This window comes from Serratia sp. A07, from assembly GCF_058725505.1.
On the sequence record NZ_JBZXDO010000013.1, the window covers coordinates 66,184 to 90,277 of the forward strand.

Consider the following 24,094-nt stretch of genomic DNA (forward strand, 5'->3'; position numbering starts at 1 on the left):
CTTGATTCCCGGAGACGCTATGCTCGCCCCCCATCCTTTTGGCCGAGAGGTCACCGCCGAAGCGTTGATCGCCACCTTCAGCACGCTGAAACAGTGGGAAGACCGCTACCGCCAGCTGATTATGCTCGCGAAACGGCTGCCGCCGCTGCCGGAGGCCTTGCGCAGTGAAGAAATAGCGTTGAGCGGGTGTGAAAACCGCGTCTGGTTGGGGCACCAGTTGCTGGAAGACGGCACGCTGCACTTCTATGGCGACAGCGAAGGCCGCATCGTGCGCGGCCTGTTGGCGGTGCTGCTGACCGAAGTGGAAGGGAAAACGCCGCAGCAGATCGCCGCATTGGATCCGCTGGCGCTGTTCGACCGCCTGGCATTGCGCGCGCAGCTGAGCGCCACCCGCGCCAGCGGCCTGGCGGCGTTGGCCGCCGCCGTAAAGGCCATCGCCGCCCGTTACGCCTGACGCGCCGCCTTCGCCACCATCTTTTTCAGCGCGTGCGACACGGCGACGAAGCCGAAGGTCGCGGTGACCATGGTCGCCGCGCCGAATCCCGCGCTGCAATCCATTCTTTTCGGCCCTTCCGCCGTGCTGCGCGAAGCGCACACCGAACCGTCCGGCTGCGGGTAAACCAGCGGCTCGCTGGAGAAGACGCAGTCGATGCCCAGCTTGCCCTTGCCGTTTTTCACCACGTTGAAATCGTGCTTCAGCCGCTCGCGCAGTTTGGCGGCCAGCGGATCCTGGATGGTTTTCGCCAGATCGGCCACTTCGATCTTGGTCGGGTCAATCTGCCCGCCGGCGCCGCCGGTGGTCACCACCGGGATCTTGAAGCGGCGGCAGTATGACAGCAACGCCGCCTTCGGCCGCACGCTGTCGATCGCGTCGATGACGTAGCTGAAGTTATGGTCCAGCAGCTCGGCGACGTTGTCCGGGGTGATGAAATCATCGATGCAGGTCACCCGGCATTCCGGGTTAATCGCCAGGATACGCTCCGCCATCACCTCGGTTTTCGATTGCCCGACGTGTTGGCGCAACGCGTGGATCTGGCGGTTGGTATTGGTGACGCAAACATCATCCATGTCGATCAGGGTGATGGCGCCGATGCCGGTGCGCGCCAGTGCCTCAGCCGCCCAGGAACCCACGCCGCCGATGCCGATCACGCAGACGTGCGCCTGCGCGAACACCGCCAACGCCTGCTGGCCGTACAACCGCGCCGTGCCGCCGAAACGCTGCAGATAGGCTTCCGAATAAGCTGTGCTCATAACGCTTTAATTACCTTCGTAATGCAAATGATAAGGGCCGGAAAATCCGGCCCTTGCGGGTCACTCTTTTCACGCCGTATGCGTTTAGCGGGTGGCCAGCAACGAACCGCCGCCGTTTGACTGATTGGCGCTGAACAGCTGGCCACCGCCGTTGTTCTTCAGCACCCAGACGCGGCCATAGTGGTTGTAGTATCCCGCCGAGTGGCCGGCTTCCGGCCCGATGCCCTGATACATGTCAAAATGCTGGCCCTTGATGGCGCCGCCCACGTCGAGCGCGACCATCAGGCGCATCTCGTATTTTCCCGTGAATTTGCCCTTGTTGTCCAGCAGCGGCACTTCGGCCAGCAGCGTGGTGCCCGCCGGGATCAGCGAACGGTCGGAGGCCACCGAGGCTTTGGCGATCAGCGGCACCGCGCTGGCGCCCTTCACCGGCGCAAAAGCTTCCGGGCGGAAGAACACGAACGACGGATTTTGCTCCAGCAGCTCACGCACCTCTGCGGCGCTGTGGGTATCCGCCCACTGACGGATCGCCTGCATCGACATGTCCGCCTTGGCCACTTCGCCGCGATCGATCAGCACCTTGCCGATGCTGCGATAGGCGTGGCCGTTCTTGCCGCCGTAGCCGAAGAACACCAGCGGCTGGCCGTTGCCGTAGTCGACGTAGCCACTGCCCTGGACTTCCATCATGAAGTTGTCCATCAGCGAGTTGGTGTAAGCGATGATATAGCGATCGTCGAGCGCGCCGGAATAGATGCCCGCGCGATCCGGCAAGCGGCCTCTGCCCTTCGGCGGCATGCGGTACAGCGGATAGCGGAACTCGCCCTGTTGGGTATAGCGCGCCTGCACCACCGGCGTGTAGTAGCCGGTAAACTGCACGTTGCCGTAATTGTCGACGCCTTCCATCTGGTAAGCGCTGAGGCCGTACTGGCTCAGCATGCGCGTGTCGGCGCCGGACGCCATCCAGCTTTGCACCGCCTGATAGGTGCTGTTGTTGCGGTTAAACAGCGAAGGCGATGCGTACTTGATCTCCATCAGCTGATCCGAGTAGTCCTTGGCGTTGACCGGCGAACCTTTGGCGTTGGGCTGATTGACCAGCTCCAGCGATTGATCCAGACGGCCGTCTTTATATTGCTGACCCCGATCGGTCGGCTTGGACGAACAGCCCGCCAACACCGCCACTATCAACCCGCCCAGCAGGTATTTGCCCCAACGTCCTTTCATCGCGCACACTCTCAAACTGATATGATCTACCGGCTGAACGATAACAAACGCTCATTGATAAAGGAATCGCTGCAAATAAAAAAAGCCGCACGGAGGATGGTGATGAAAAAGAAGGCAAATTGCGGGCAAATCCAGCAGAAAAACGGGTTTAGGCCAATAAAATGCAAAAAGGGTTTGCAACAAAACGCACGGAGAGTATAGTGCGCATCCATCGGACGCGGGGTGGAGCAGCCTGGTAGCTCGTCGGGCTCATAACCCGAAGGTCGTCGGTTCAAATCCGGCCCCCGCAACCAACCGATGCCGCATTGGCGGTATTTGCGTTTGGCTTCGATAACAAAGTATTATACGGACGCGGGGTGGAGCAGCCTGGTAGCTCGTCGGGCTCATAACCCGAAGGTCGTCGGTTCAAATCCGGCCCCCGCAACCAACCGAATGTCGTACCAGCGGCATACCATGAAACGGTGGTTTCGTAGTAATACAGCATCAAGACGGACGCGGGGTGGAGCAGCCTGGTAGCTCGTCGGGCTCATAACCCGAAGGTCGTCGGTTCAAATCCGGCCTCCGCAACCAACTCTTGATGACAACAGACAAGCACCCTGACGGGTGTTTTTTTGTATCTGCAATCCGCAAAAATAGCCGGACTCGCGCCCGGCCCTGCTTCTATCGGCTCGCCAGCGCGCCGCCGTTGGCGAAATAAGCCTTGATGCCCGCCAGAATCGACTCCGCCACCTGCTGCTGGAAATGGCTGGTGCGCAGCTTGCGCTCCTCTTCGATATTGCTGATAAACGCCGTTTCCACCAGGATCGACGGGATATCCGGCGCCTTCAACACCGCAAAACCGGCCTGATCGACGCGATTCTTGTGCAACCGGTTGATTTTCCCCATCCGATTCAACACTTCCTTGCCGAACTTCAGGCTGTCGTTGATGGTCGCGGTCTGGATCAGATCGAACATGGTATGGTCGAGATAACGGTCGCCGCTCTTGCTGACGCCGCCAATTTGGTCCGACGCGTTCTGCGTCTGCGCCAGGAACTTGGCCGCCGAGCTGGTGGCGCCCTTGGTGGACAACGCGAACACCGATGAACCGCGCGCCGCGCGGCTGGTAAAGGCGTCGGCGTGAATCGAAACGAACAGATCCGCGCGCTGCTTGCGCGCCTTGGCGACGCGCACCTTGAGCGGGATAAACACGTCTTCGTTGCGCGTCATGAACACCTTCATGTTCGGCTCGCGCTTGATCATGGCGCTCAGCTTGCGGGCAATCTGCAATACGATGTCTTTCTCGCGCGTCTTGTACTTGCCGATAGCGCCGGGATCTTCGCCGCCGTGGCCAGGATCCAGCATGATGACGATCGGCCGATCGCGCCCCGCCTTGCCGGCCTGCGGCGCTTCCGGCGGCAACGTGCGCTCCAGATCGCCCTTGTTGTAATCTTCCAGTAACGCCAGTAGCGGATCATACTCCTCACCGCCGCTGCCGGCCTTGGTCGGGTAGAGATCCATGACCAGACGGTTGCGATACTCCGGCACCGGCGCCAGCGTGAAAATATGCGGGCTGACGCTCTGCTTGAGCTCCAGCACCAGCCGCACGGTATTCTGATCGAACTGGCCAACGCGCGCCTGCTTGAGATAAGGGTCGTCGGCACGTACCTGCCCGGCGATGCCTTTCAGCACGCTGTTAAGGTGAACGCCTTCAATGTCCACCACCACGCGATCGGGATTGGTCAGGGCAAACTGCTTGTATTTCAGCTCGACGTTGGATTCCAGCGTGACGCGGGTATAGGTGGAGGATGGCCAGACGCGCACGGCGATCACGTGCGATGACGCGGCGAAGCCCGTGCGACTCACACTCAGCAACCAGCTGGCGGCAACGCCCTGTAATAAACGACGGCGGCCCAGATTGTGATTAGAGTTTGGCATGCGGCTCCGGCAGTAATAGCTGTTTACAACAGATGAAAAAAACACCAATAAAATGGGGATGCCGAAAACTTTAACCAATCATTCCAGCCCTGTCATCAGAAAATCTTTTTATGGTTTTTCAATTTATTAACGATTTAGCACCCTTAGCGCACTCTTCATGACGATTTCTCGCTTGCCATCGGCGCAATAAAAGAATAAAAATACAAAAATACCGTATAAATATGCAAAAGAGGTTTGTCGTGAAGGAACGTAGTACAGAGCTGGTGCAAGGATTCCGTCACTCAGTCCCCTATATCAATGCCCACCGCGGCAAGACGTTTGTCATCATGCTCGGCGGGGAAGCCATCGAACACGAGAATTTCTCCAACATCGTCAACGATATCGGGCTGCTGCATAGTCTGGGCATTCGCCTGGTGGTGGTTTACGGCGCACGGCCGCAGATCGACGCCAATCTGGCGCAGCACAACTATGAGCCGATCTACCACAAACACACCCGCGTGACCGACGCCCATACGCTCGAGCTGGTCAAGCAGGCCGCCGGTTTGTTGCAGCTCGATATCACCGCCCGGCTGTCGATGAGCCTCAACAACACGCCGCTACAGGGCGCGCATATCAACGTGGTCAGCGGCAACTTCATCATCGCGCAGCCGCTGGGCGTCGATGACGGCATCGACTACTGTCACAGCGGCCGCATTCGCCGCATCGATGAAGACGCGATCCACCGCCAGCTCGACAGCAACGCCATCGTGCTGATCGGCCCGGTCGCGGTTTCGGTCACCGGCGAGAGTTTCAACCTGACTTCGGAAGAAGTGGCTACCCAGTTGGCGATCAAGCTGAAAGCGGAAAAAATGATCGGTTTCTGCTCCTCGCAAGGTGTGACCGACGCGGAGGGCAACATCCTTTCCGAGCTGTTCCCCAACGACGCGCAAAAGCGCCTTGAAGAGCTCGAGGAAGGCGGCGACTACCATTCCGGCACCGTGCGCTTCCTGCGCGGCGCGGTAAAAGGCTGCCGCAGCGGTGTGCGCCGCAGCCACCTGATCAGCTACCAGGAAGACGGCGCGCTGGTGCAAGAGCTGTTCTCACGCGACGGCATCGGCACCCAAATCGTGATGGAGAGCGCCGAACAGGTGCGCCGGGCGACGATCAACGACATCGGCGGCATTCTGGAGCTGATCCGGCCGCTCGAACAGCAGGGTATTCTGGTGCGCCGTTCGCGCGAACAGCTGGAGATGGAGATCGACAAGTTCACCATTATCGAACGCGACAACCTGACCATCGCCTGCGCGGCGCTGTACCCGTTCTTAGAGGAAAAAATCGGTGAGATGGCCTGTGTCGCGGTACATCCCGATTACCGCAGCTCTTCGCGCGGCGAGATGCTGCTGCAGCGGGTGGAAAACCAGGCGCGGCAGATGGGGCTGAAGAAGCTGTTCGTGCTGACCACCCGCAGCATCCACTGGTTCCAGGAACGCGGATTCACCCCGGCGGAAGTCGACGTGCTGCCGATGCAAAAGCAGGCGCTGTATAACTACCAGCGCCGTTCCAAAATCCTGCTGGCCGATCTGTAATCCCCACGGCGCGGCCGTTGCCGCGCCCCTTCAACGCTTATTCCGTCGCCTGAAGCCGTTCAGCCAATCCGCTGCGACGCTGAGTCGGCATGCGAATGGCCCGCAGCAACACCGCCTCCGTGGCATACAGCGAGAGCTGCTTACGCGCGCGAGTGATCGCGGTATAGACCAGCTCACGCGTCAGCACCGGCAGGAAGTGATTCGGCAACACCAGGACCGTATGGTCAAACTCCGATCCCTGAGATTTGTGCACCGTCATGGCATAGGCGGTTTCATGCGCCGGCAAACGGCTCGGCTGCACCGACTTGATGCTGCCGTCCGGCAGTTGGAAATGCACGCGCAAATCGCCGTGCTCATCCGGCAGCGTAATGCCGATATCCCCATTGAACAGCCCCAGCGCGCTGTCGTTGCGGCCGATCATCACCGGCCGCCCCCGGTACCAGCGGCCGAGCATGCCCGGTTTGCGGTCGATCAGACCGGCACGCTGCAGCCCGAGCTCAATACGATCATTCAAGCCGGCGACGCCGAATGGCCCTTCACGCAGCGCGCACAGCACCTGAAAACGGCCAAAGGCCGCCAGCACCGCCGCCGCGTCCGCGCCTTCGGCGGTCAGCCGCAAATAGTCGCGATAGCCCGCCACGCAGGCATCCAACAGCGCCTGATACTCTTCGCTCGTCGCCAGCGCATAGCCCGTGACATCGCCGAAACTGCCGTTTAATGCCGCCAGCGCGCGATCCCCCGCACCGGCGTTGACCGCCAACGCCAGCTGACCGATGCCGGAACGGGCATCGAAACGGTAGCTCTTGCGCAGCAGACACAGGCTGTCGCGCACCGCCGCTTCCGCATCGGCCTGCCGCCCTGCGAGCGAACAGCCGGTCAGGCGGCTCAGCTCTGCGGCACGCGCGTCGCTGTATCCCTGCTCGGCAAAGCGGCAAATATCTCCCAGCACCGCGCCGGCCTCCACCGAGGCCAGCTGATCGCGGTCGCCGAGGAAAATCACCCGCGCCCGATCGGGCAGCGCGGCAATCAGGCGCGCCATCATCGGCAGATCGACCATCGAGGCCTCATCCACCACCAGCACATCTAAATGCAGCCGGTTGCCACGGTGATAGCGCATGCGCTGACTGTTCGGTTGCGCCCCCAACAGACGGTGCAACGTCGCCGCCTCCGTCGGGAACAGCGCCTGCTGCGCCGGGGTCAGCGCCAACTGGCGGCTGGCGCTGCCAAGCGACTCCGTCAGGCGCGCCGCCGCCTTGCCGGTCGGTGCCGCCAGTTGAATGCGCAAGCGCGCGCCTTCATCCAGCTGCACCAGCGCCGCCAACAGCTTGGCGACGGTGGTGGTTTTACCGGTGCCAGGCCCGCCGGAAATGACCGCGATACGCCGCGTGGCGGCCACTGCGGCGGCGATCTTCTGCCAATCGGGTTCGTCGCTCGCCGCGCCGAACAAGCGGTCGAGAATAATGCGCAACTCAGCCTCCGGTACCGCCAACGACTCGCCTTCACCGCCGATAAACGCCGCCACTTCACCTTCGTTTTGCCACATGCGCTGCAGATACAGGCGCGGCCCGCGTAGCACCAGTGGCGTAGCGCTACTGCCGTCCCCGACCGCTGCGCTGGCCGCCAAACGCTGCTGCCAACGCACGCTATCCGGTCGCCCGGCCGCCTCCCACACCGCCAACGCCAACGCCGGCTGGCGCCCTTCAAACAGCGTGTCCGCCTGCAGTTGCTCCAGCATCAGACAGACGTGGCCGGCCCCCGCCTCTGCGCTCAGGCAGGCGGCGGCCAGCAAAATATCGGGCTCGTCTTCGTTCGCCACCACGCGGGCGAACTGCACGTCCAGCGGGCGCAGCACGCCAAGCGCCACCGCCTGCTCCAGCAGTGCGATCATGAGCCTTCCTCCGTCGCCGCAGCTTCGCCGCTGAACAAGCGATCCATCCCCTCCACCAGCTCAAACTCGGGAAGACAGGTGAAAATGCCGTTGCCCGGGTGCGCCGCATCCACGCCGCGCAGGAACAGATAAATCACCCCGCCAAAATGGCGCCGATAATCGTAATCCGGCAACCGATGACGCAGATAACGATGCAGCGCCAGCGTATACAGCTGGTATTGCAGATCGTAACGATGCTCCGCCATCGCCTGCTCCATCGCCGGCCGGGTATAGGCGCTACTGTCTTCCCCCAGCCAGTTGGACTTGTAGTCCAGCAGGTAGTATTTGCCCTGCCAGCAGAACACCAGGTCGATAAAGCCTTTCAGCATGCCCTGCACCTGATGAAAATCCAGCGCCGGACAGCGGGCGGAAAGCGGATCGTAACGCTTCACCAGGGCATCGAGCTCCTTCGCCTGCAACAGCCGGTTGATCGGCAAATAGAACTGCAGCTCGGCCTGCTTGTGCTGCGGCGTCAGCGCCGCCAGCGTCACGCCGCTGTCGGCGAGCGGCGTGTTGAGCAACACCTGCATCCACGCCAGCAAAATCGGCTGCCAATGTTCGGCGAACCCGTGCTGTTGCAGCTGTGCCAGCAGCCACTGTTCGTCTAACGGCTGAGTGAAATCCAATGTTTCGAACAGGCTGTGCAGGAAGGTGCCGGGCGTTGCGCCGCGCGGGAAGGTATGCGGTGTGAGCGCTGGCTCACTTTCTTCCCCGCGCTCGCCCGCGGCGTCGACATCCAGACGCGGCAGCAGATCCTGCATCAGGCTCGCGCCGTGCTGTTGCAAACCGGTATAGCTGGTCACCCGCCAAAAATCCTGGATCCGCCGGGTAAAGTTTTTCGCCGCCAGCGCTTCAGCCAACGCCGCCTGGGGCTGCCAGGGCGCCTCGTCCGGCGGTTCCACCAGCGACAGCGCAATGCCGCCGCCCGCCAGTTGCTGCAGCCGCTCCTGCAGATACGCAGCGTCGCCGGCCTGCCCGCCCTGCACCAGATAACCCAATGCGCTGCGGTGCAGATCGGTCTCGCCCTGTTTCTTGCGCGTGCCCTGGAACAACGGCGCGATGCCGATGCTGCAGTGGTACACCGAGCGGGTCAGCGCCACGTACAGCAGACGCAGGTCTTCCGCCAACCGCTCCTCCTCCGCCCAGGCCTGGCTCTCTTCATTGGCGTCGAGATCCAGCAATGCCTGGAAGCTGTGGCGATCGTGATACAGCGCCTGTTGCTGCTGGCGGAAATTGCCGACGAACGGCAGCCACACCAGATCGAATTCCAGCCCCTTGGACTTGTGGATGGTGATCACCTGCACCAGATGCCGGTCGCTCTCCAGCCGGAGCTGTTGATTGTCGGACTGGCGATTAGGCTGGGCAATCTGCTGCGCCAACCAGCGAACCAGCGCATGCTCGCTGTCGAGCTGCGCCGCCGCCTCTTGCAACAGCTCCCCCAGGTGCAGCACGTCGGTCAAGCGACGCTCGCCGCCGGCGCTGGCCAGCAGGTTCTCCGCCAGCTGGCGCGCTTTCATCACCTCGCTCAGCATCGGCAACACGCCGCGGCGCAGCCAGAGCGTGCGGTAGTTGTCGAACTCGTTAACCAGCGCGTCCCAGGCGCGCTCATCGCGGCTCAGGCCGTCCAGCGTCGGCGCGTCCAACCCCATCAGCCCGGTGGCCATGGCGCTGCGCAGCGTGCGCTCCTGTTCCGGCGCCAACACCGCCTGCAACAACCACAGCAGGTCTTTGGCCTCCGGGGTGTCGAACACGCTGTCGCGGTTGGACAGATACACCGACGGAATGGACAGCGCGCTCAGCGCATCGCGCACCAACGCCGCCTCATTCCGGCTGCGCACCAGCACTGTGATATCGGAGGCTTGTACCGAACGAGGCTCCTTGCCGCCCTGCAACCATGCCTGGCCCTGCTGCCCGGCGCTGAGCCAGTCGCGAATTTGCGTGGCGCACAGGCGCGCCATCAACTGTTGGTAATCACTTACACCGGCGCCTTCCCCCTGCTGCAGCCAGAACTGCATCGCCGGTTGCGGCTTGCCGTGCAGGTCAAACGCCAACCCTTGGTTCTTTTCCGCCGCGCTGACCTCGATAAAGGGGATTTGGCCGAACAGGAAAGGCTTTTCTACCTGAGAAAACAGGTGATTGACGCTGGCGACCATCGACGGCGACGAGCGCCAGTTGGTCTCCAGCGTATAGTGGGCGCTCACCTCTGAACGCGCCCGCATGTAGGTAAAAATGTCGGCGCCGCGAAAGGCGTAAATCGCCTGCTTGGGATCGCCAATCAGCAGCAGGCCGCAATCGGGCCGGCCGACGTAAAGCTTTTGGAAAATACGGTATTGCTGCGGATCGGTATCCTGGAATTCATCGATCATCGCCACCGGGTAGCGCTGACGGATCGCCTGCGCCAGCTGTTCACCACCGCCGCTTTGCAGGGCGCCGTCCAGCCGGCTGAGCAGGTCGTCAAACCCCAGCTCGGCACGCTGGCGCTTTTCCTGCTGAATGGAAGTGCGGATCTCGCTGAGCGCACGCGCCATGATCAGGTCGCGCAGCGTCAACGGCTCATCGAACAGCTCGTCGATCGCCGTGAACAGCGCATGCCGCGGCGGCTCGCCTTTCTTGGTCTTCTCCAGCAGCACCGACTGGCGAAATTTATCCAGTTCCTTCGGCAGCTGATAGTCCTGAGTCTCCTGCCCGCTCCATTCGCCGACCTTGTTCAGCCAGTTTGGCAGGTGCTTGCTGCTGTAGCTGCGCTTATCGACGCCGGACTGGGCGATCAATGCCTCCAGCTCGCCCGCCGCCGCCCGCCATTGCGCCTTGATGGCGTCGATGCGCGCGACGATCTGCTCGTGGCGCATCAGGACGGTTTCTTCATCCTTCGGCGGCCGACGCAGCGCCGGCGCCTCACCGTGCAGATAGCCGGAAAGATCGGCCAGCAACGCTTCCGGGCCGCTCCACTCCTGGCTGACCGCACGCGCCACGCCCAGCGGCAACGGATAGCAGTGGCGACGCCAGAAGTCGGCACAGGCCTGCCGCCGCAGCGGCAGTTCGTCCTGCACCAGCGTTTGTTCAAACAGCATGCCGGACTCGAAGGCGTTGTGCGTCAGCATTCGTTGGCAAAAGCCGTGAATGGTGTAGATCGCCGCTTCGTCCATCTGCCGCTCCGCCGCCAGCAGCTGCGAGGCGGCGTCGGTCAAATCGTCAATTTCAGCCATCAGCGCCGAAAACAGCGGGTTGGCGCTGACACCCCGTACGCAGGCGATGCGTAATCCGTGAATATTGTCGCGGATACGCCCGCGCAGCTCCTCGGTGGCGGCCTCGGTAAAGGTCACCACCAGGATTTCTTCTACCGTCAGCGGACGAGGAAACGCCGCTTCACCGCCCAATCCCAGCAGCAAACGCAGGTACAGCGCGCCGATGGTAAAGGTTTTGCCGGTGCCCGCCGACGCTTCGATCAGGCGTTCGCCGAACAGCGGCAGCGTCAGCGGCTCCAGCCTCTGCGGGGCCGTTTCCGTCATGGCGTCGCCACTTTGCGCGGTAGGATCTGCTGCAATGCAGACGCGTTCGGATAGGTGACCCAGTCCTTAGGCGCCGCGTAATCCGCCTTATCTTGCCCGCTGCCGCTCACCTGTGACAGCACCGCCAGCCCCTGTGGCTGGATCACCGCCTGGTGGAAATAATCCGCCAGCTTGGCCGGCGTCAGCTGCTGCACCTGCGCGATCAGCTTCTGACGGGTATCGAAGGCGAAATTGCCGCGATCGAAATCGTTGGCGAACCGGCTGGCCTCTTCGCTCAGGGTTTGCGGCCGCTGCTTCAGCTCATTGATGAGCGCCTGTTTGTACTGCTCAAAGTCCGCCTCGCTCATGTCGCGCAAGCGCTTCTCGGTTTTCGGGTAGAAATCCTGATAACGCTGGTACAGGTAGGCCGGCTGCTTGCTGTTGCTCTGCAACAGGAAGCCCACGCCCCACTGGCGCCCCACCGACATCGGGAAGGCAAAGACCGCATACCCCAATTGCTCCTGAGTGCGCAGTTGGCTATAGAACCACGGCTGAATAATCTGCCCCAGCAGCGAGCTGTAGGCCATGCCGGTCACTTCGTCGTAGCCGGTCGGCACATAGACCGCCGCCAGCGCCGAGTCAGTGCTGCTGCCCACCTGTTGCAGGTTGGCCAGCTGATTCTTGTCCACCACCACGTCTTCGCCGTGCCACCATTCGATGCCGGTACAGCCCAGGCGATGTTTCAGCGTCGACGCCAGCGTGTCGACCTGCTGCTTGCTCATGTTGCCCACCACCAACAGCTCTGGCGTGGCCTCGGCCAGCAGGCTATCGCGATAGGCCAGCACGTCTTTCAGCGTCAGCGTCTTCAGCACTTCGCGGCGCTCGCTGCGTTCGGAATACGGCACGCGGGAAACCATCTGCACCGGCTGAATGGCCAGCTCAAACGCCTTGCCCTTCTCGGCGGCGTCCAACTGTTCCAGATACCAGGATTTGGCCTGCGCCAGCTGATCTTCCGTCGGCGTGAAGCTGGAATAGCCCTCGATCAGCGCCGTCAGCAACTGCGGCAAACGCTGGGTAAAACCGTTGGCGTTAAACATCAGGCCGTTGTTCGGCGAGGTCGAGAAGCTCAGCCCGCCGACCGATGCCTGATAGCTCAGCTGATCCAGCGCGAGGCCGGCCAGATAATCCGTCAGCGAGAACAGCACCTGGTTACGCGCGGAATCCATGGTTTTGGCGTTGCGGAAAGCGACGGTGACGTCGGCCTTCGGCTCGTCGGCGAAGTAACGGCTCGGCATGTACAGCACGCGCAGGCCAGGTTTATCCACCACCATTTCCGGCTTTTTGAACTCGTGCGACGGCTTGGTCAGGGTAAAGTCATCCGGGATGTACGGGTTGAGCGCTGGCAACGACAGGGAAATGCCGCTGCCCAGCTGCTGCCACTGCGTAAAACGCTGCGGCGTGATTTTGTCGACCTGGTAAGGCGCGTTGACGAAATAGGCCGTCTTGTTGTGCGGCTCATCCGGGCTGACGAACCAGATGCGCGCGTTTTGCGGCGTCATGGCATCCAGACGTTCGGCGATCGCCTTAGGATCATAACGATCGGCCAGGTAAGGCGCGTCCAGCGCATGCTCAACCGGCACGCGCAGCATGGTGTCCACCAGCCATTCGATGTAGTCCATGTCGCGCGTAATCGACGGATAACGGAAATCCAGGTTCAGAACATGCGAGATTTCATCGAAGTAGCTCTGCTTGATGCCTTCGCTGCGCAGCATTTTCAGGTAGTTGAAAATGGCGGCGACGACTTCGTCGCGCTGGGCCAGGCCTTTGTCGGTCAGTGAAACGCTGATGGCGAAGACGCCGCCGTTGCGATCGACCATCGGATCGGCGCCGGCATTGATGGCGTCCGCCAGCCCCTGCTTCTGCAACCAGTCAGACAGGGTGTTCTTGCTGCGGTTGCCGATCAGGTAGCTGATGTAGGTATCGGTTTTGCTGCGAAACGCGGCGCTGTTGTTATCGATGCGGAACTCGACCTTCAGCTGCTTGCGCGGCTGCGCCGGCACATAGTGAATGATGATGCCCTGCTGTTCCGGCGTCACGGCCGGCACGGTGATCGGCGGCACGCTGGCGTCGTGATTCGGCACGCGGCCAAAGGTTTTTGCCGCAATATCAGCCAGCTGCGACAGTGGCTGATTGCCGTACAAAACGCCCATCATCAGGTTGGCGGAGTAGTAGCGTTTATAGAAGCCGGTCAGCTCATTGTGCAACTTGCTGTCCGGCTTGTCTTTCAGCGTATCGAGATTACCGCCGGAGAAGCGCGCGCTCGGATGCGCCGGGTTAAGGGTTTCCGCGCCGACCTGCGCCATACGCATGCCGTCGCGCGAACGTGCCATCGTCAATTCGGCGTTCACCGCGTTGCGCTCGCGATCGGCATTGCCCGGATCCAGCAGCGGCTCGGCAATGGCGTCGGCCATGCGATCGACCGCCGGCTCCAGCGCGTCATTTTCCACTTCCAGATAGAAGGCAGTGCGATAAGAGGCCGTGCTGGCGTTGTGGCTGCCGCCGTGCTTTTTCAGGAATTCGGACAGGTTCTCCGGCTCTGGGTAACGTTTGGAGCCCATCAGTACCATATGCTCCAGATAGTGCGCCAAGCCCAGTTGGCTGTTCGGATCTTCGAGTGACCCGACCGGCAATGCCAGCGCCGCCAGCGATTTCGGAGCCTGGGCATCGGACACCAGCAACACCGTCATGCCGTTAGCCAACTTGATCGCTTCATACTGACGTGGATCGTGTTCGCTCTTGTTGATCTTCTCCGCCAGCGGTTGCCATCCTTGCGCGGCCCAACTCAACGGTGCCCAACACATAGCCAATAATACCAGCCCGGCGATACGGGCCAACTGTCTGCGCATATCCAAAATAAACCCCTATTCTGACGTCGCTACGCCCACTCCCTGACGTTGGCGACGTGCATCAAAACCACATAACCAAATCGGTACTCGCCGGGTTCTTCGCCAATGTGGCGGCCCGAAACACGGCGGGTATATGCCTGTACGTTATGTAAGACCGGGAATTACCCCAATGGTTGAATATAACCTTCGTTATTTTTACCACCTCCCGCCGCACAGCACCACCGGGGGATTGTTACCCCAGGTTATGCCGCGCCACCGGCAACAGATAACGCTCTGTTTCGGCCAGTATTTGCGCCAAGTATTCATTATCCAATTGGCGGAACACTCGCTGCACGTAGGGATCTTCCCCTTCTCCGGGAATGCGCTGATCGCCCTGCCAGGCCTGCAGCAGTTTGGCGCGTGCCTTAATTTGCGCTTCTTCCTCCCAGTCGATTTCCTGCGTTTCCGGCAGATAGCACTGACTTAGCCACGCCCAGCCGCTCTTGTTCAACAACAGCAGCGGCTGACTCAGACCGCGCTGATAGCCCGCCAGCAGTTCCGCCAGCTGCGCCTGTGCCTCTTCTGGCGCCAGCGCGGCAAAGCGCCAGGCGGAATTCTTGCGGCCATACATGCGGCTCTCGCCGGTGCCGCCGGCGCAGCAGTACACCAGGTGCTCCAGCCACAGCAATATGCCGTCCACCGCCGACAGCGTAGCAGGCCGCCAGCGCAGCAGGCCGTCATCCTGCACCTGATGCAGCCAGCCGCTGAGGCGCACGCCGGCGATATCGATATCCAGCTCCAGGCTATGGCTCTCTGCGCGTTCCGCACGCACCTGCTCGGCCAGTTCGCTCATCTCCTCCTGCTGTTTTTGCCAATAGATTTCGCCGAAGGCGCCATAGGGCAAGCCGCCGGCGGCGCGCACCCGCTGGAACAACCGTTCGGGATCGTCGCCGTCTATCAGCGTATTCAGCAGCTGGCTGTTGAACTGGTAACGGCTGAGGTTATCCAGCGTGAAGGGTTCTTCGTCGGGCAGCTCGGTCTCTTCCAGGATAAAACTGACGCCCAGCCGCAGTTGGAAAAATGCGCGAATCGGATGGCGGTAAAATCGCAGCAGCTCATCCAACGATATTTGCTGCAGCGCTTCGGCAGGCAGCGGCTGGTTGAACGCCGGATGCGCCGCACCGCGCCCATCGGCGGCGGGCAGCCACTCGGCGGCATAGCTTTGCGCCTCCGAGCCCGGCAAGAAATTCTCGGCGGCGAACGGCATGCGCGCGTGCCACTTCAGCAAGTGCTCACCAACCCGCCGGGCGCTGTCGTCTGCGCTGAGTTCCTCATCTCCCGGCAGACAATAGCTTTGCTCCAGGTACTCCAGCAGCTCGGTGACCAGCACCGAAGGGTAGCGCGGGCTGTTGTCCTGAATGGAACGGCCGATGAAACTGATATACAGCCGCTGCTGAGCGGACAAAATCGCTTCCAGGAACAGATAGCGGTCGTCATCGCGACGGCTACGGTCGCCGCGTTTGACCTGCTGCGCCATCAGATCGAACCCCAGCGGCGGCAGCGTGCGCGGATACACGCCGTCGTTCATGCCCAGCAGGCACACCACCTTGAACGGAATGGAACGCATCGGCATCAGCGTACAGAAGTTGATTTGCCCGGCGAGGAAGCGCTGGCTGATGCGCTCCTGATCGAGGCGCGCCGCCAGATCGTCACGCAGAATGGTCAACGGCACCTCATCGGGATAGCGCGCCGCCAGGCCAAAATTGATGGCCTGCTGCCACTGCTGTTCGATCAGCGCCAGCACAACTTCGGTGTCGCTGTCCGCAGCGAAGAAGGCATCCAGCAGTTGCCGGCACAGCGGCAGCCACGCTTCGAGCGGGCGCGCTTCGCTCAAGATTTGCCGCCAGTGGCTGAGCTGCGCCAGCAGATCCGCCAACTGCCCCGCCAACTCGGCGACCAATCCGCTCGATTCGTCGTAAGGTAAAATGCCCTGCCAATCGCCGGCATTGCTGTCCATCGCGTAGCCGAGCAGCATACGCGTAATGCCGAAGCGCCAGGTATGCTGGCCGGTGGCGGGCAGATCCAGTTCGCGCACGTTATCGTCGTCCAGGCCCCAGCGCACGCCGGATTCACCGACCCAATGACGCAACAGGCGCAGCCCCTCTTCGCCAATAGCGAAACGGGCGGCCAGGGCCGGCACCTCCAGCAGCGCCAGTACCTGTTCCGAGGTAAAACGGCTTTGCGGCAGATCGAGCAGTGAAATGAACGCCTGCAGCGCCGGATGTGCCTGGCGCGCTTTACGGTCGGAAATGGCGAACGGCAGGTAGCGCTCGGCGGGGGCATTGCCGAACACCGCCTGAATGTAAGGCGTGTAGCTGTCGATATCCGCCACCATCACGATGATATCGCGCGGCGTCAACGACGGATCCTGCGCCAGCATGCTCAGCAGCTGATCGTGCAAAACCTCCACTTCCCGCTGCGGGCTGTGGCAGGCATGCAGGCTGAGGGAACGGTCGTTCTCATCAAGTGGACGTTTGCTGAAGCTGCTTTCCAGCGTTTCCGCAGTAATACCGATTACCGCATGGTCTTCCAGCTCCAGCATATCGCGCTGAACGACATGCAGCATGGTATCGGCCGGGATATCGACAAAGGCGTCGACCTCTTGCGCCCCTTCCATCTGCGACAGCAGATAGAGGTGATCGCGCCCCAGCTTGCCCCAGGAGGCCAGCAGCGGGTTACTGAGCTGCTGCTGGCCTTCGGCGTCAAACAGGCGCGCCGCGTCATCCGGCTCGCGGAACAGCCCCTGCTCACGAGCCTGGTGGTAGTGACGGCGCTTGCGGCTCTGCAAGCGAGCCAAGAAAGCGTAATCCTGAATGTCGCCCCAGTAATAGCGACAGGGGTTGGTGAACATCAGGTGGATATCGATATGCCGCCCCAGCGCCTGCAGCGCCTCCAAATAGACCGGCGGCAACGCCGAGATGCCGCAGATAAACACCCGCGGCGGCAAACCGGGCGGGCACGTTTTTGCCTGCTCCAGCGCGTGGATAAAGCGGCTGTACAGATTGGCACGGTGCCATTCCGGCTGCCCCAGCTCTTGCGTGTACTCCACCAATCGCGCCCAGAGCGGCGCCTGCCATTGCTGAGCTTCCGCCAGACCGTCGATGCGCTCACCGCGCTGCCAGCTCTCCAGCCACTGCGGGCGATAAACCAAATACTGGTCGAACAGGTCGGCGACCCGGCCGGCCAACTGGTGGATCTTGCGCTTGTCGCCGTCATCGGTCAGATAGTGCTGCAGTGGCGCAAACGCCGGCTGGGTCAGCATCTCCGGCAGCAACCACATCAGCTTCCAGGTCATCGCGTCCTTGCTGAAGGCGCTCTCTTTCGGGATATCCGGCAACACCCGGGTGAACATGTCCCAAATAAAGGTCGCCGGCAGCGGAAACGCAACATTGGCGGCGATGCCGAACTGTTCCGCCAGCTGCATCTGCAGCCATTGCGCCATGCCAGGGCTCTGCACCAGCACCACTTCCGGTTGAAAAGGATCGGCCAACGGATCTCTGGCTATCAGCGCGCTGGTCAGCGTTTTCAACAAATCCAGCTGATTGGAATGATAAACCGTGAACATCAAGGCTCCTTTAAAACAAAAGACATACCGGCTTAAAAGCGGGTGCAATACCAGCGGCTCAGCGTTGCCCACTGCCGCTGCGGCGTTTGGATCCTGACCGTCAATCGGCGGCAATCACTCTCGGCATCGTCAAGCGCCGTCTCGCGTCGCCACCCTTCCGGCAGCGGTTCAGCCTCGAGCCGCCCGGTGACGGCAAACGCCTCCAGCTGCTGATGCGCCAGCCCCCAGGCTTGCCGGTAGTGCCACTGGCGCTGAAACGACTGCAACAGTACCTGATGATACTGTAACAAGCCCAGCAGCGACACCGAGAACAGCAAGGCCGCCACCAACACTTCCGGCAGGCTGAAGCCGTTGCGGGATATCCGCCCAGCCCGAGCGTTAGCCGTCACAGTCGGCCAGCCTTTTCTCGGGGCAAAAATCCAGCCGACCGCCCGGCTGTGCTTGCACCTTGCCAGCGGCCTCCGCGCCGTTAAAAGTGCCCCATTGATACAACCATAGCGGTTCACCGCCGCGCATCTCGCCAAGGCCGCGTACCGTCACAACGCCCGCTCTGGCAGACAGCCGAGCGCAGGCCGTCAGCTCCGCGCGCTGCCTGCATAACCAGGCCGCCGCACTCAGCTCGGCGCGTGGCCAGCGCTGGCTCATGCCCCAACTCAGCGCCGAAGCGGCCTGATTGTAAGCCTGAAGGTAACGCTGCTGATCGGCAGCCAGTAACAGCGCGTTATCCAACTGCCGATGCTGAGCGTTAAGCAACATCAGCCCGAGCGCCAGCAGCAGCATCACCGCCGCCAGGGTGCTACCGCCTCGCTGGGTGCGCCGGTTCATGGCAGCGCCGCCATTTCGACGCTCCCGCTCAGGCTGCGCCCGATACGTGCATCGCTGGCGGAGCGCCCCGCCAGCGTCAGGCGAGCCAAGGTCGCGCCGTGATTGCCCCGCTCTATCGCCACATGAAACCGCTCAATGCGCACCTCGTCATGGTCGAGCAGCCGCTCCCAGCCACCGCCATCGCATTGGCTCACGCCGCGCTGCCCTTCCAAGCCGCCATTGCGCAGCCGGTAACCAAAGTAGCCTGCATCCTCGCCCGAAGTGAGCCATTGCCCGCTGCGAGCAATGTCGTAGGCAACGATAACGCAGCTGCCCGCCGCTTCTCCCGCAGCCTGGCCGATCAGCAGCGGCCGGCCGGCGCACTGCCCGGCGCAAAAACCGGCGCGGCGCAGATCTTTCTCAATGCCGAACGCCAACTGCCGCAGCGTTGACTCCAGCCGAAAGTGCTGGCCGACGGCCACGCTTTGCTGGCGCAACAGCGGGTAAGTTTTCGCCGCGCCGAGCGCGATTACGCTGCCGAAGACCAACGCCAACATCACCTCCGGCAAGGTAAAACCGCGTTCTGGAGTCAACATAGCGCCATGCCCCTGAGCCGCTGCCCTTCGCTGCACAAACGCAGCCGCCCACGGGCGGACAGCACCAGCCGCAGGCTGCCTGCGTCGTTGCTGAGAAGGATGTGCCCCGCCTGCGCGGTATTGCGCAAACCGTAAACCCCAATCTCTTTGCCGGTGTAGCCGCTCAGCGCAACGTCGCGATAAGACGGCGAGAAGGCAGAGCCTTCGGCGGAAGCGCAATCCGGCGGCGGCACGCCACCGCCCAAACACCAGGGCGTGCCGTTCTTGAACCACAGCAGCGTCGTGCGGTTACGCCAGTTGGCGTCCGCCTGCAAGCGCAGCAGAAACGCCAGCAGCTGTTGGGCCGTGTGTTCCAGCCGCAGCGCTTGCTGATGATAGCGCCATTGCCCGACGCCCCAGCCGGTAAGCATGGCGGCGATCAATATCGCCGCCAACAGCTCAATCAACGTCATGCCACGCTGGCGATCATCAATGTTCGAGAGAGTATTGTCGTTCATGCCGCCAGTGTAAGGGCCGTAACAACGCGGTAAAGCCACATGCGCAAGCGCTGCGGCAAGCTGCGCAATGTTTCCTCTACGACGGCAGGCGGCGACAAAAAAATGCGGCGCGGTGCGCAATGCGGATAAAAAAAGGGGCGCAATCGCTGCGCCCCTGATGTGATGCGGTTAAGGTCAGATCGCGACCGGCGCCTTGATGGCCGGATGCGGATCGTAACCTTCGATCTCGAAGTCTTCGAAACGGTAATCGAACAGCGAAGCCGGCTTGCGTTTGATCACCAGTTTCGGCAACGGACGCGGTTCACGCGTCAGCTGCAGCTGAGTCTGTTCCATGTGGTTGCTGTACAGGTGGGTATCGCCGCCGGTCCAGACGAAATCGCCCACTTCCAGATCGCACTGCTGCGCCATCATGTGCACCAACAGCGCGTAGCTGGCGATGTTGAACGGCAGGCCGAGGAAGACATCGCAGGAGCGCTGGTACAGCTGGCAAGAGAGCTTGCCGTCCGCTACGTAGAACTGGAAGAACGCGTGGCACGGCGCCAACGCCATCTGATCCAGCTCGCCGACGTTCCAGGCGGAAACGATGATGCGGCGCGAATCCGGATCCTGCTTCAGCTGTTGGAGCACGTTGCTCAGCTGATCGATCTGACGGCCGTCCGCTGCGCCCCAGGCACGCCACTGTTTGCCGTACACCGGGCCGAGATCGCCGTTTTCATCGGCCCACTCGTCCCAAATGGTGACCTTGTTGTCACGCAGGTAGGCGATGTTGGTATCGCCGTTCAGGAACCATAACAGCTCATGAATGATCGAACGCAGATGACATTTTTTGGTGGTCACCAACGGGAAACCTTCCTGCAAGTTGAAACGCATCTGGTGGCCGAAAATCGACAACGTGCCAGTGCCGGTACGGTCGGCTTTAGGGGTGCCCTCGGCGAGCACCTTGTTCATCAAATCCAGATACTGTTTCATTTGTCCCTCACGACAGTTGTTGCTGCGGGCGACGACGGTACGCCCAAATCATCATAATAACACCGGCCACCACCATCGGGATGGACAGGATCTGCCCCATGCTGATCACGCCGTCGAACAAGCCAAGCTGGGCATCCGGCTGGCGGAACGCTTCAACGATGATGCGGAATGCGCCATAACCGATCAGGAACAGGCCCGATACGGCGCCCATCGGCCGCGGCTTGCGAATAAACAGGTTCAGAATGATAAACAGCACCACGCCTTCCAGCAGCAGTTCATACAGCTGCGACGGGTGGCGCGGCAGTACGCCGTACTGGTTCAGCAGCGGCAGCAGAGAAGGATCGGCGGCGGCGAGGGGCACGTCTTCGCTGCGCGAGCTTGGGAACAGCATTGCCCAAGGGGTATCGGTGGTCACGCGGCCCCACAGTTCACCGTTGATGAAGTTGCCGAGGCGGCCGGCACCCAGACCGAATGGGATCAGTGGCGCGATAAAATCGGAAACCTGGAAGAAGGTGCGTTTGGTGCGGCGAGCGAACCAGAACATCACCAGAATCACCCCCATCAGGCCGCCGTGGAACGACATGCCGCCATCCCAGACCTTGAACAGATAGAGCGGGTTATCCAGGAACAGCGGCAAGTTGTAGAACAGCACATAGCCTACGCGGCCGCCGACGAATACGCCCAGGAAACCGGCGTAGAGCAGGTTTTCAACTTCGTCTTTGGTCCAGCCGCTGCCCGGCTTGTTGGCGCGGCGCACCGCCAGCCACATGGCAAAAACGAAACCGACCAGGTACATCAGGCCGTACCAATGCAAAGAAACCGGGCCAATGGAGAAAATGACCGGATCAAATTTAGGAAACGCCAGATAGCTATTGCTCATCTATCACCACAACATGTCTGTTATTTTTCCCCATGCGGGGGCGGCAGGTGCCAAGCGGCGACGGAGATTATCCCGCGCCTTGCAAACGGCAGCGTTAGCCGCTGTGGTGTGCAAGGCGACGAGCATGCGCCGCGCTGAGGTTGCGCATCATAACATAGGCTTAACGCGGTCCGGTCCGGCAGGGCGGGAAAAGTTCTGTAAAAAAATCACACCGCACGGCGGCTATCGGCCCCCGCGGATCAGCCCGCCCATGCCGCGCCGCTCCATAAACGCCGCCACCAGATGGCGCACTTCGGTGGTCATCTGGGTGTTCAACACCCGCTGCGCCAGCACTTCGGCGTCGGCCAGGTCGATATGCCGCAGCAGGTATTTGATGCGCGCCACGCTGCGGCCGTTCATGCTCAGATTACGATAGCCCATACCCACCAGCAACAGCGCGCCCATGGGATCGCCGGCCAGCTCACCGCAGAGGCTAAGCTGCAACCCGGCTGCTTTCCCCTGCTCGGCAATCAATCTCAGCACCTGCAACATCGCGGGATGCAAACTGTCGTACAACGAGGCGACCCGGGTGTTGTTGCGATCCACCGCCAGCAGGTACTGCGTCAAGTCGTTAGTGCCGACCGAGATGAAATCAACGCGACCGGCCAGATGCGGGATCAGGAAAATCATCGACGGCACTTCCAGCATCACGCCGATTTTCGGTTTCGGGATCGCGTAGCCGAGCACTTCTTCCACCTCGCGCCCGGCGCGGTCAATCAGGCGCTTAGCCTCGTCGACCTCTTCCAGGCTGGTGACCATCGGCAGCAGAATGCCCAGGTTGCCGGTGCCGGCGTTGGCACGCAGCATCGCGCGCACCTGAATCAAAAAGATCTCCGGCTGATCCAAGGTAATACGGATGCCGCGCCAGCCCAGGCAAGGGTTCTCTTCGCTGATCGGCATATAAGGCAGTTGCTTGTCGGCGCCGATGTCCAGGGTGCGCAGCGTGACCGGCTTGCTCGGGTAAAGCTGCAGCATGCCCTGGTACTGCGCGACCTGCTCCTCTTCGGAAGGGAAGCCGCTTTGCAGCATGAACGGGATTTCGGTGCGGTATAGCCCCACGCCATCCACCCGGCCGCCCAACAGCTGTTCATGTTCCGGGCTGAGGCCGGCATTCAGCATCACCTGAATGCGCTCGCCGCTTTTCAACTGCGCCGGCTGCTCGACGTCGTCTTCCGCCAGCTTGCTCAGCTCCAGCTCTTCGCTGATCAGCCGTTGATATTCCTGCACCAGTACCGGCTCAGGATCGACCAGCAGTTCACCGCGATAACCGTCGACGATCAGCAGCCGCTGGCTGAGCAGAGAAGGCTGGATGTCGGCGCCCATCACCGTCGGCACCCCCATCGCCCGCACCAGAATCGCCGCATGCGAGTTGGCGGCACCGTCGCGCACCACCACGCCGACCAGACGATCCTGCGGCACTTCGGCCAGCAATGTCGCGGTCAGTTCATCCGCCACCAGCACAAAACGCGCCGGCCACTGGGTGGCGCCCTGGGTGGTGTCGTCGAGGTGGAACAGCAGGCGCTGGCCCAGCGCGCGCAGGTCGCTGCCGCGCTCGCGCATGTAGGTGTCCTGCAGTTTGGCGAACTGCTCGGCAAAGGTTTCTATCACCTGTTTCACCGCCCACTCCGCCACCGAACCGTTGTCGATTTCGGCGAACAGTTCGCGCTTGAGACGGGCGTCGTTTAACAGGTGAGAATAAAGATCGAAGATCGCCGCGCTCTCTTTTTGCGAACTGGCGGCAAAACGCTTGCTGAAGCGGCGAAACTCCGCGCCGGCCTCTTCCAGCGCCAGCGTCAGGCGCTCGCGCTCGCTAGCGGTGTCCAGCGTCGACGCGCGGTAAACCTGATCGAGCGAAGGCTGGCTGCTGTCCTGCCACCCTTCCGCCACCGCCACGCCGGGCGAAGCCGCCAGCGCGCGCACGCGCGTTTGGCGATACTGGCCGAAAATGGCGTTGAGCTGCGACTGTGACAGGATCCCGGCCATCTGCGTGGCCAGGGTGACCATGAAAGACTCTTCGCTTTCGTCGAACTGGCGCAGTTCGCGCTGCTGCACCACCAGCACGCCCAGCAGCTGGCGCCGATGAATGATCGGCACCCCGAGGAAGGATCGGAAACGATCCTCTTTCACCTGCGGAACGTATTTGAAACTGGGGTGGCTTTGGGCATCGGCCAGGTTGATAGGCTCGGCCCGGCGGCCGACCAACCCGACGACGCCCTCGTCAAACGCCAATGCGATAGTGCGCCCGCGCGGCTTTTTCAGCCCGCGCGTGGCCATCAGGTAGTAACAGCGGCGATCGTTGTCCGCCAGGTAGATGGAACACACTTCGGTGTCCATCGCCAGACAGGTTTCATTGACCAGCAGATCCAGCGCATCCGTCAGACTGGCCGCCGCGGCCACCTTCTCTACAATTTCTCGCAAGCGCGTGAGCATAGT

General features: G+C 61.7%; 16 protein-coding genes and 3 tRNA genes. 5 read left to right on the forward strand and 14 right to left on the reverse strand.

Going from position 1 to position 24,094, the window contains the following annotated elements; genetic code table 11:
• Positions 1 to 19: 19 nt before the first annotated feature.
• Positions 20 to 454, forward strand: coding sequence for a cysteine desulfurase sulfur acceptor subunit CsdE (csdE, locus tag AC4PR2_RS14870; RefSeq protein WP_038878734.1), 435 nt, complete (start codon positions 20 to 22; stop codon positions 452 to 454).
• Here the strand turns inward: csdE and tcdA are convergent.
• Both tcdA and mltA read right to left on the reverse strand, forming a co-directional pair.
• Positions 445 to 1,251 carry a tRNA cyclic N6-threonylcarbamoyladenosine(37) synthase TcdA gene (gene tcdA, locus AC4PR2_RS14875; RefSeq protein WP_004931886.1) on the reverse strand — a complete coding sequence of 269 codons (807 nt, stop codon included), beginning with the start codon at positions 1,249 to 1,251 and terminating at the stop codon, positions 445 to 447. The two genes, csdE and tcdA, sit on opposite strands and share 10 nt — an antisense overlap.
• 84 nt (positions 1,252 to 1,335) lie before the next feature.
• The gene (gene mltA, locus AC4PR2_RS14880; RefSeq protein WP_084827226.1) at positions 1,336 to 2,472 is read right to left on the reverse strand and encodes a murein transglycosylase A; all 1,137 of its coding nucleotides are present in this window, start codon (positions 2,470 to 2,472) and stop codon (positions 1,336 to 1,338) included.
• A 216-nt stretch (positions 2,473 to 2,688) separates the two neighbouring features.
• Here mltA and AC4PR2_RS14885 point away from each other — a divergent pair.
• The 3 genes from AC4PR2_RS14885 to AC4PR2_RS14895 all read left to right on the forward strand — a co-directional run bounded on the left by AC4PR2_RS14885 (position 2,689) and on the right by AC4PR2_RS14895 (position 3,042).
• Positions 2,689 to 2,765, forward strand: a tRNA-Met gene (locus tag AC4PR2_RS14885).
• A gap of 57 nt (positions 2,766 to 2,822) precedes the next feature.
• Positions 2,823 to 2,899: transfer RNA gene (locus AC4PR2_RS14890), tRNA-Met, on the forward strand.
• A gap of 66 nt (positions 2,900 to 2,965) precedes the next feature.
• A tRNA-Met gene (locus tag AC4PR2_RS14895) sits at positions 2,966 to 3,042 on the forward strand.
• Between the two features lie 90 nt (positions 3,043 to 3,132).
• Here the strand turns inward: AC4PR2_RS14895 and amiC are convergent.
• On the reverse strand, positions 3,133 to 4,386 hold the full coding sequence (gene amiC, locus AC4PR2_RS14900; RefSeq protein ID WP_047729977.1) for an N-acetylmuramoyl-L-alanine amidase AmiC: 1,254 nt from the start codon (positions 4,384 to 4,386) through the stop codon (positions 3,133 to 3,135).
• A 221-nt stretch (positions 4,387 to 4,607) separates the two neighbouring features.
• On the opposite strand from amiC, the gene argA reads away from it, so the two are divergent.
• Positions 4,608 to 5,951 carry an amino-acid N-acetyltransferase gene (gene argA / locus AC4PR2_RS14905; protein WP_048234611.1) on the forward strand — a complete coding sequence of 448 codons (1,344 nt, stop codon included), beginning with the start codon at positions 4,608 to 4,610 and terminating at the stop codon, positions 5,949 to 5,951.
• A 37-nt stretch (positions 5,952 to 5,988) separates the two neighbouring features.
• Here the strand turns inward: argA and recD are convergent, their stop codons facing one another.
• The 11 genes from recD to ptsP all read right to left on the reverse strand — a co-directional run bounded on the left by recD (position 5,989) and on the right by ptsP (position 24,091).
• Positions 5,989 to 7,839: an exodeoxyribonuclease V subunit alpha gene (recD, locus tag AC4PR2_RS14910; RefSeq protein ID WP_492175259.1), complete on the reverse strand. Its 1,851-nt coding sequence runs from the start codon at positions 7,837 to 7,839 to the stop codon at positions 5,989 to 5,991.
• Complete coding sequence (gene recB, locus AC4PR2_RS14915; protein WP_492175260.1) at positions 7,836 to 11,387, reverse strand: exodeoxyribonuclease V subunit beta; 3,552 nt, start codon at positions 11,385 to 11,387, stop codon at positions 7,836 to 7,838. The genes recD and recB overlap by 4 nt, the downstream gene beginning before the upstream one ends.
• Complete coding sequence (gene ptrA, locus AC4PR2_RS14920; RefSeq protein WP_492175261.1) at positions 11,384 to 14,272, reverse strand: pitrilysin; 2,889 nt, start codon at positions 14,270 to 14,272, stop codon at positions 11,384 to 11,386. The genes recB and ptrA overlap by 4 nt, the downstream gene beginning before the upstream one ends.
• A 232-nt stretch (positions 14,273 to 14,504) precedes the next feature.
• The gene (recC, locus tag AC4PR2_RS14925) at positions 14,505 to 17,876 is read right to left on the reverse strand and encodes an exodeoxyribonuclease V subunit gamma (RefSeq protein ID WP_147840315.1); all 3,372 of its coding nucleotides are present in this window, start codon (positions 17,874 to 17,876) and stop codon (positions 14,505 to 14,507) included.
• A gap of 32 nt (positions 17,877 to 17,908) precedes the next feature.
• Entirely contained in the window at positions 17,909 to 18,265 is a 357-nt protein-coding gene (locus AC4PR2_RS14930) for a prepilin-type N-terminal cleavage/methylation domain-containing protein (RefSeq protein WP_060441346.1), read from the reverse strand.
• Positions 18,255 to 18,701 carry a YgdB family protein gene (locus AC4PR2_RS14935; RefSeq protein ID WP_087763673.1) on the reverse strand — a complete coding sequence of 149 codons (447 nt, stop codon included), beginning with the start codon at positions 18,699 to 18,701 and terminating at the stop codon, positions 18,255 to 18,257. Before AC4PR2_RS14935 ends, AC4PR2_RS14930 begins: the two co-directional genes overlap by 11 nt.
• A complete protein-coding gene (locus AC4PR2_RS14940; protein WP_060423012.1) occupies positions 18,698 to 19,276 on the reverse strand; it encodes a prepilin peptidase-dependent protein in 579 nt (192 codons plus the stop codon). The genes AC4PR2_RS14935 and AC4PR2_RS14940 overlap by 4 nt, the downstream gene beginning before the upstream one ends.
• A complete protein-coding gene (locus AC4PR2_RS14945) occupies positions 19,270 to 19,773 on the reverse strand; it encodes a prepilin peptidase-dependent protein (protein WP_492175262.1) in 504 nt (167 codons plus the stop codon). The genes AC4PR2_RS14940 and AC4PR2_RS14945 overlap by 7 nt, the downstream gene beginning before the upstream one ends.
• Before the next feature lie 174 nt (positions 19,774 to 19,947).
• Positions 19,948 to 20,742 (reverse strand): thymidylate synthase, encoded by a 795-nt coding sequence (thyA, locus tag AC4PR2_RS14950; protein WP_016929918.1) that lies wholly within the window; start codon positions 20,740 to 20,742, stop codon positions 19,948 to 19,950.
• A 7-nt stretch (positions 20,743 to 20,749) separates the two neighbouring features.
• Positions 20,750 to 21,622 (reverse strand): prolipoprotein diacylglyceryl transferase, encoded by an 873-nt coding sequence (lgt, locus tag AC4PR2_RS14955; RefSeq protein ID WP_492175263.1) that lies wholly within the window; start codon positions 21,620 to 21,622, stop codon positions 20,750 to 20,752.
• Positions 21,623 to 21,844: 222 nt separating this feature from the next.
• Positions 21,845 to 24,091, reverse strand: a complete 2,247-nt coding sequence (gene ptsP / locus AC4PR2_RS14960) for a phosphoenolpyruvate--protein phosphotransferase (RefSeq protein ID WP_038878700.1) — start codon at positions 24,089 to 24,091, stop codon at positions 21,845 to 21,847.
• Positions 24,092 to 24,094: the final 3 nt, after the last annotated feature.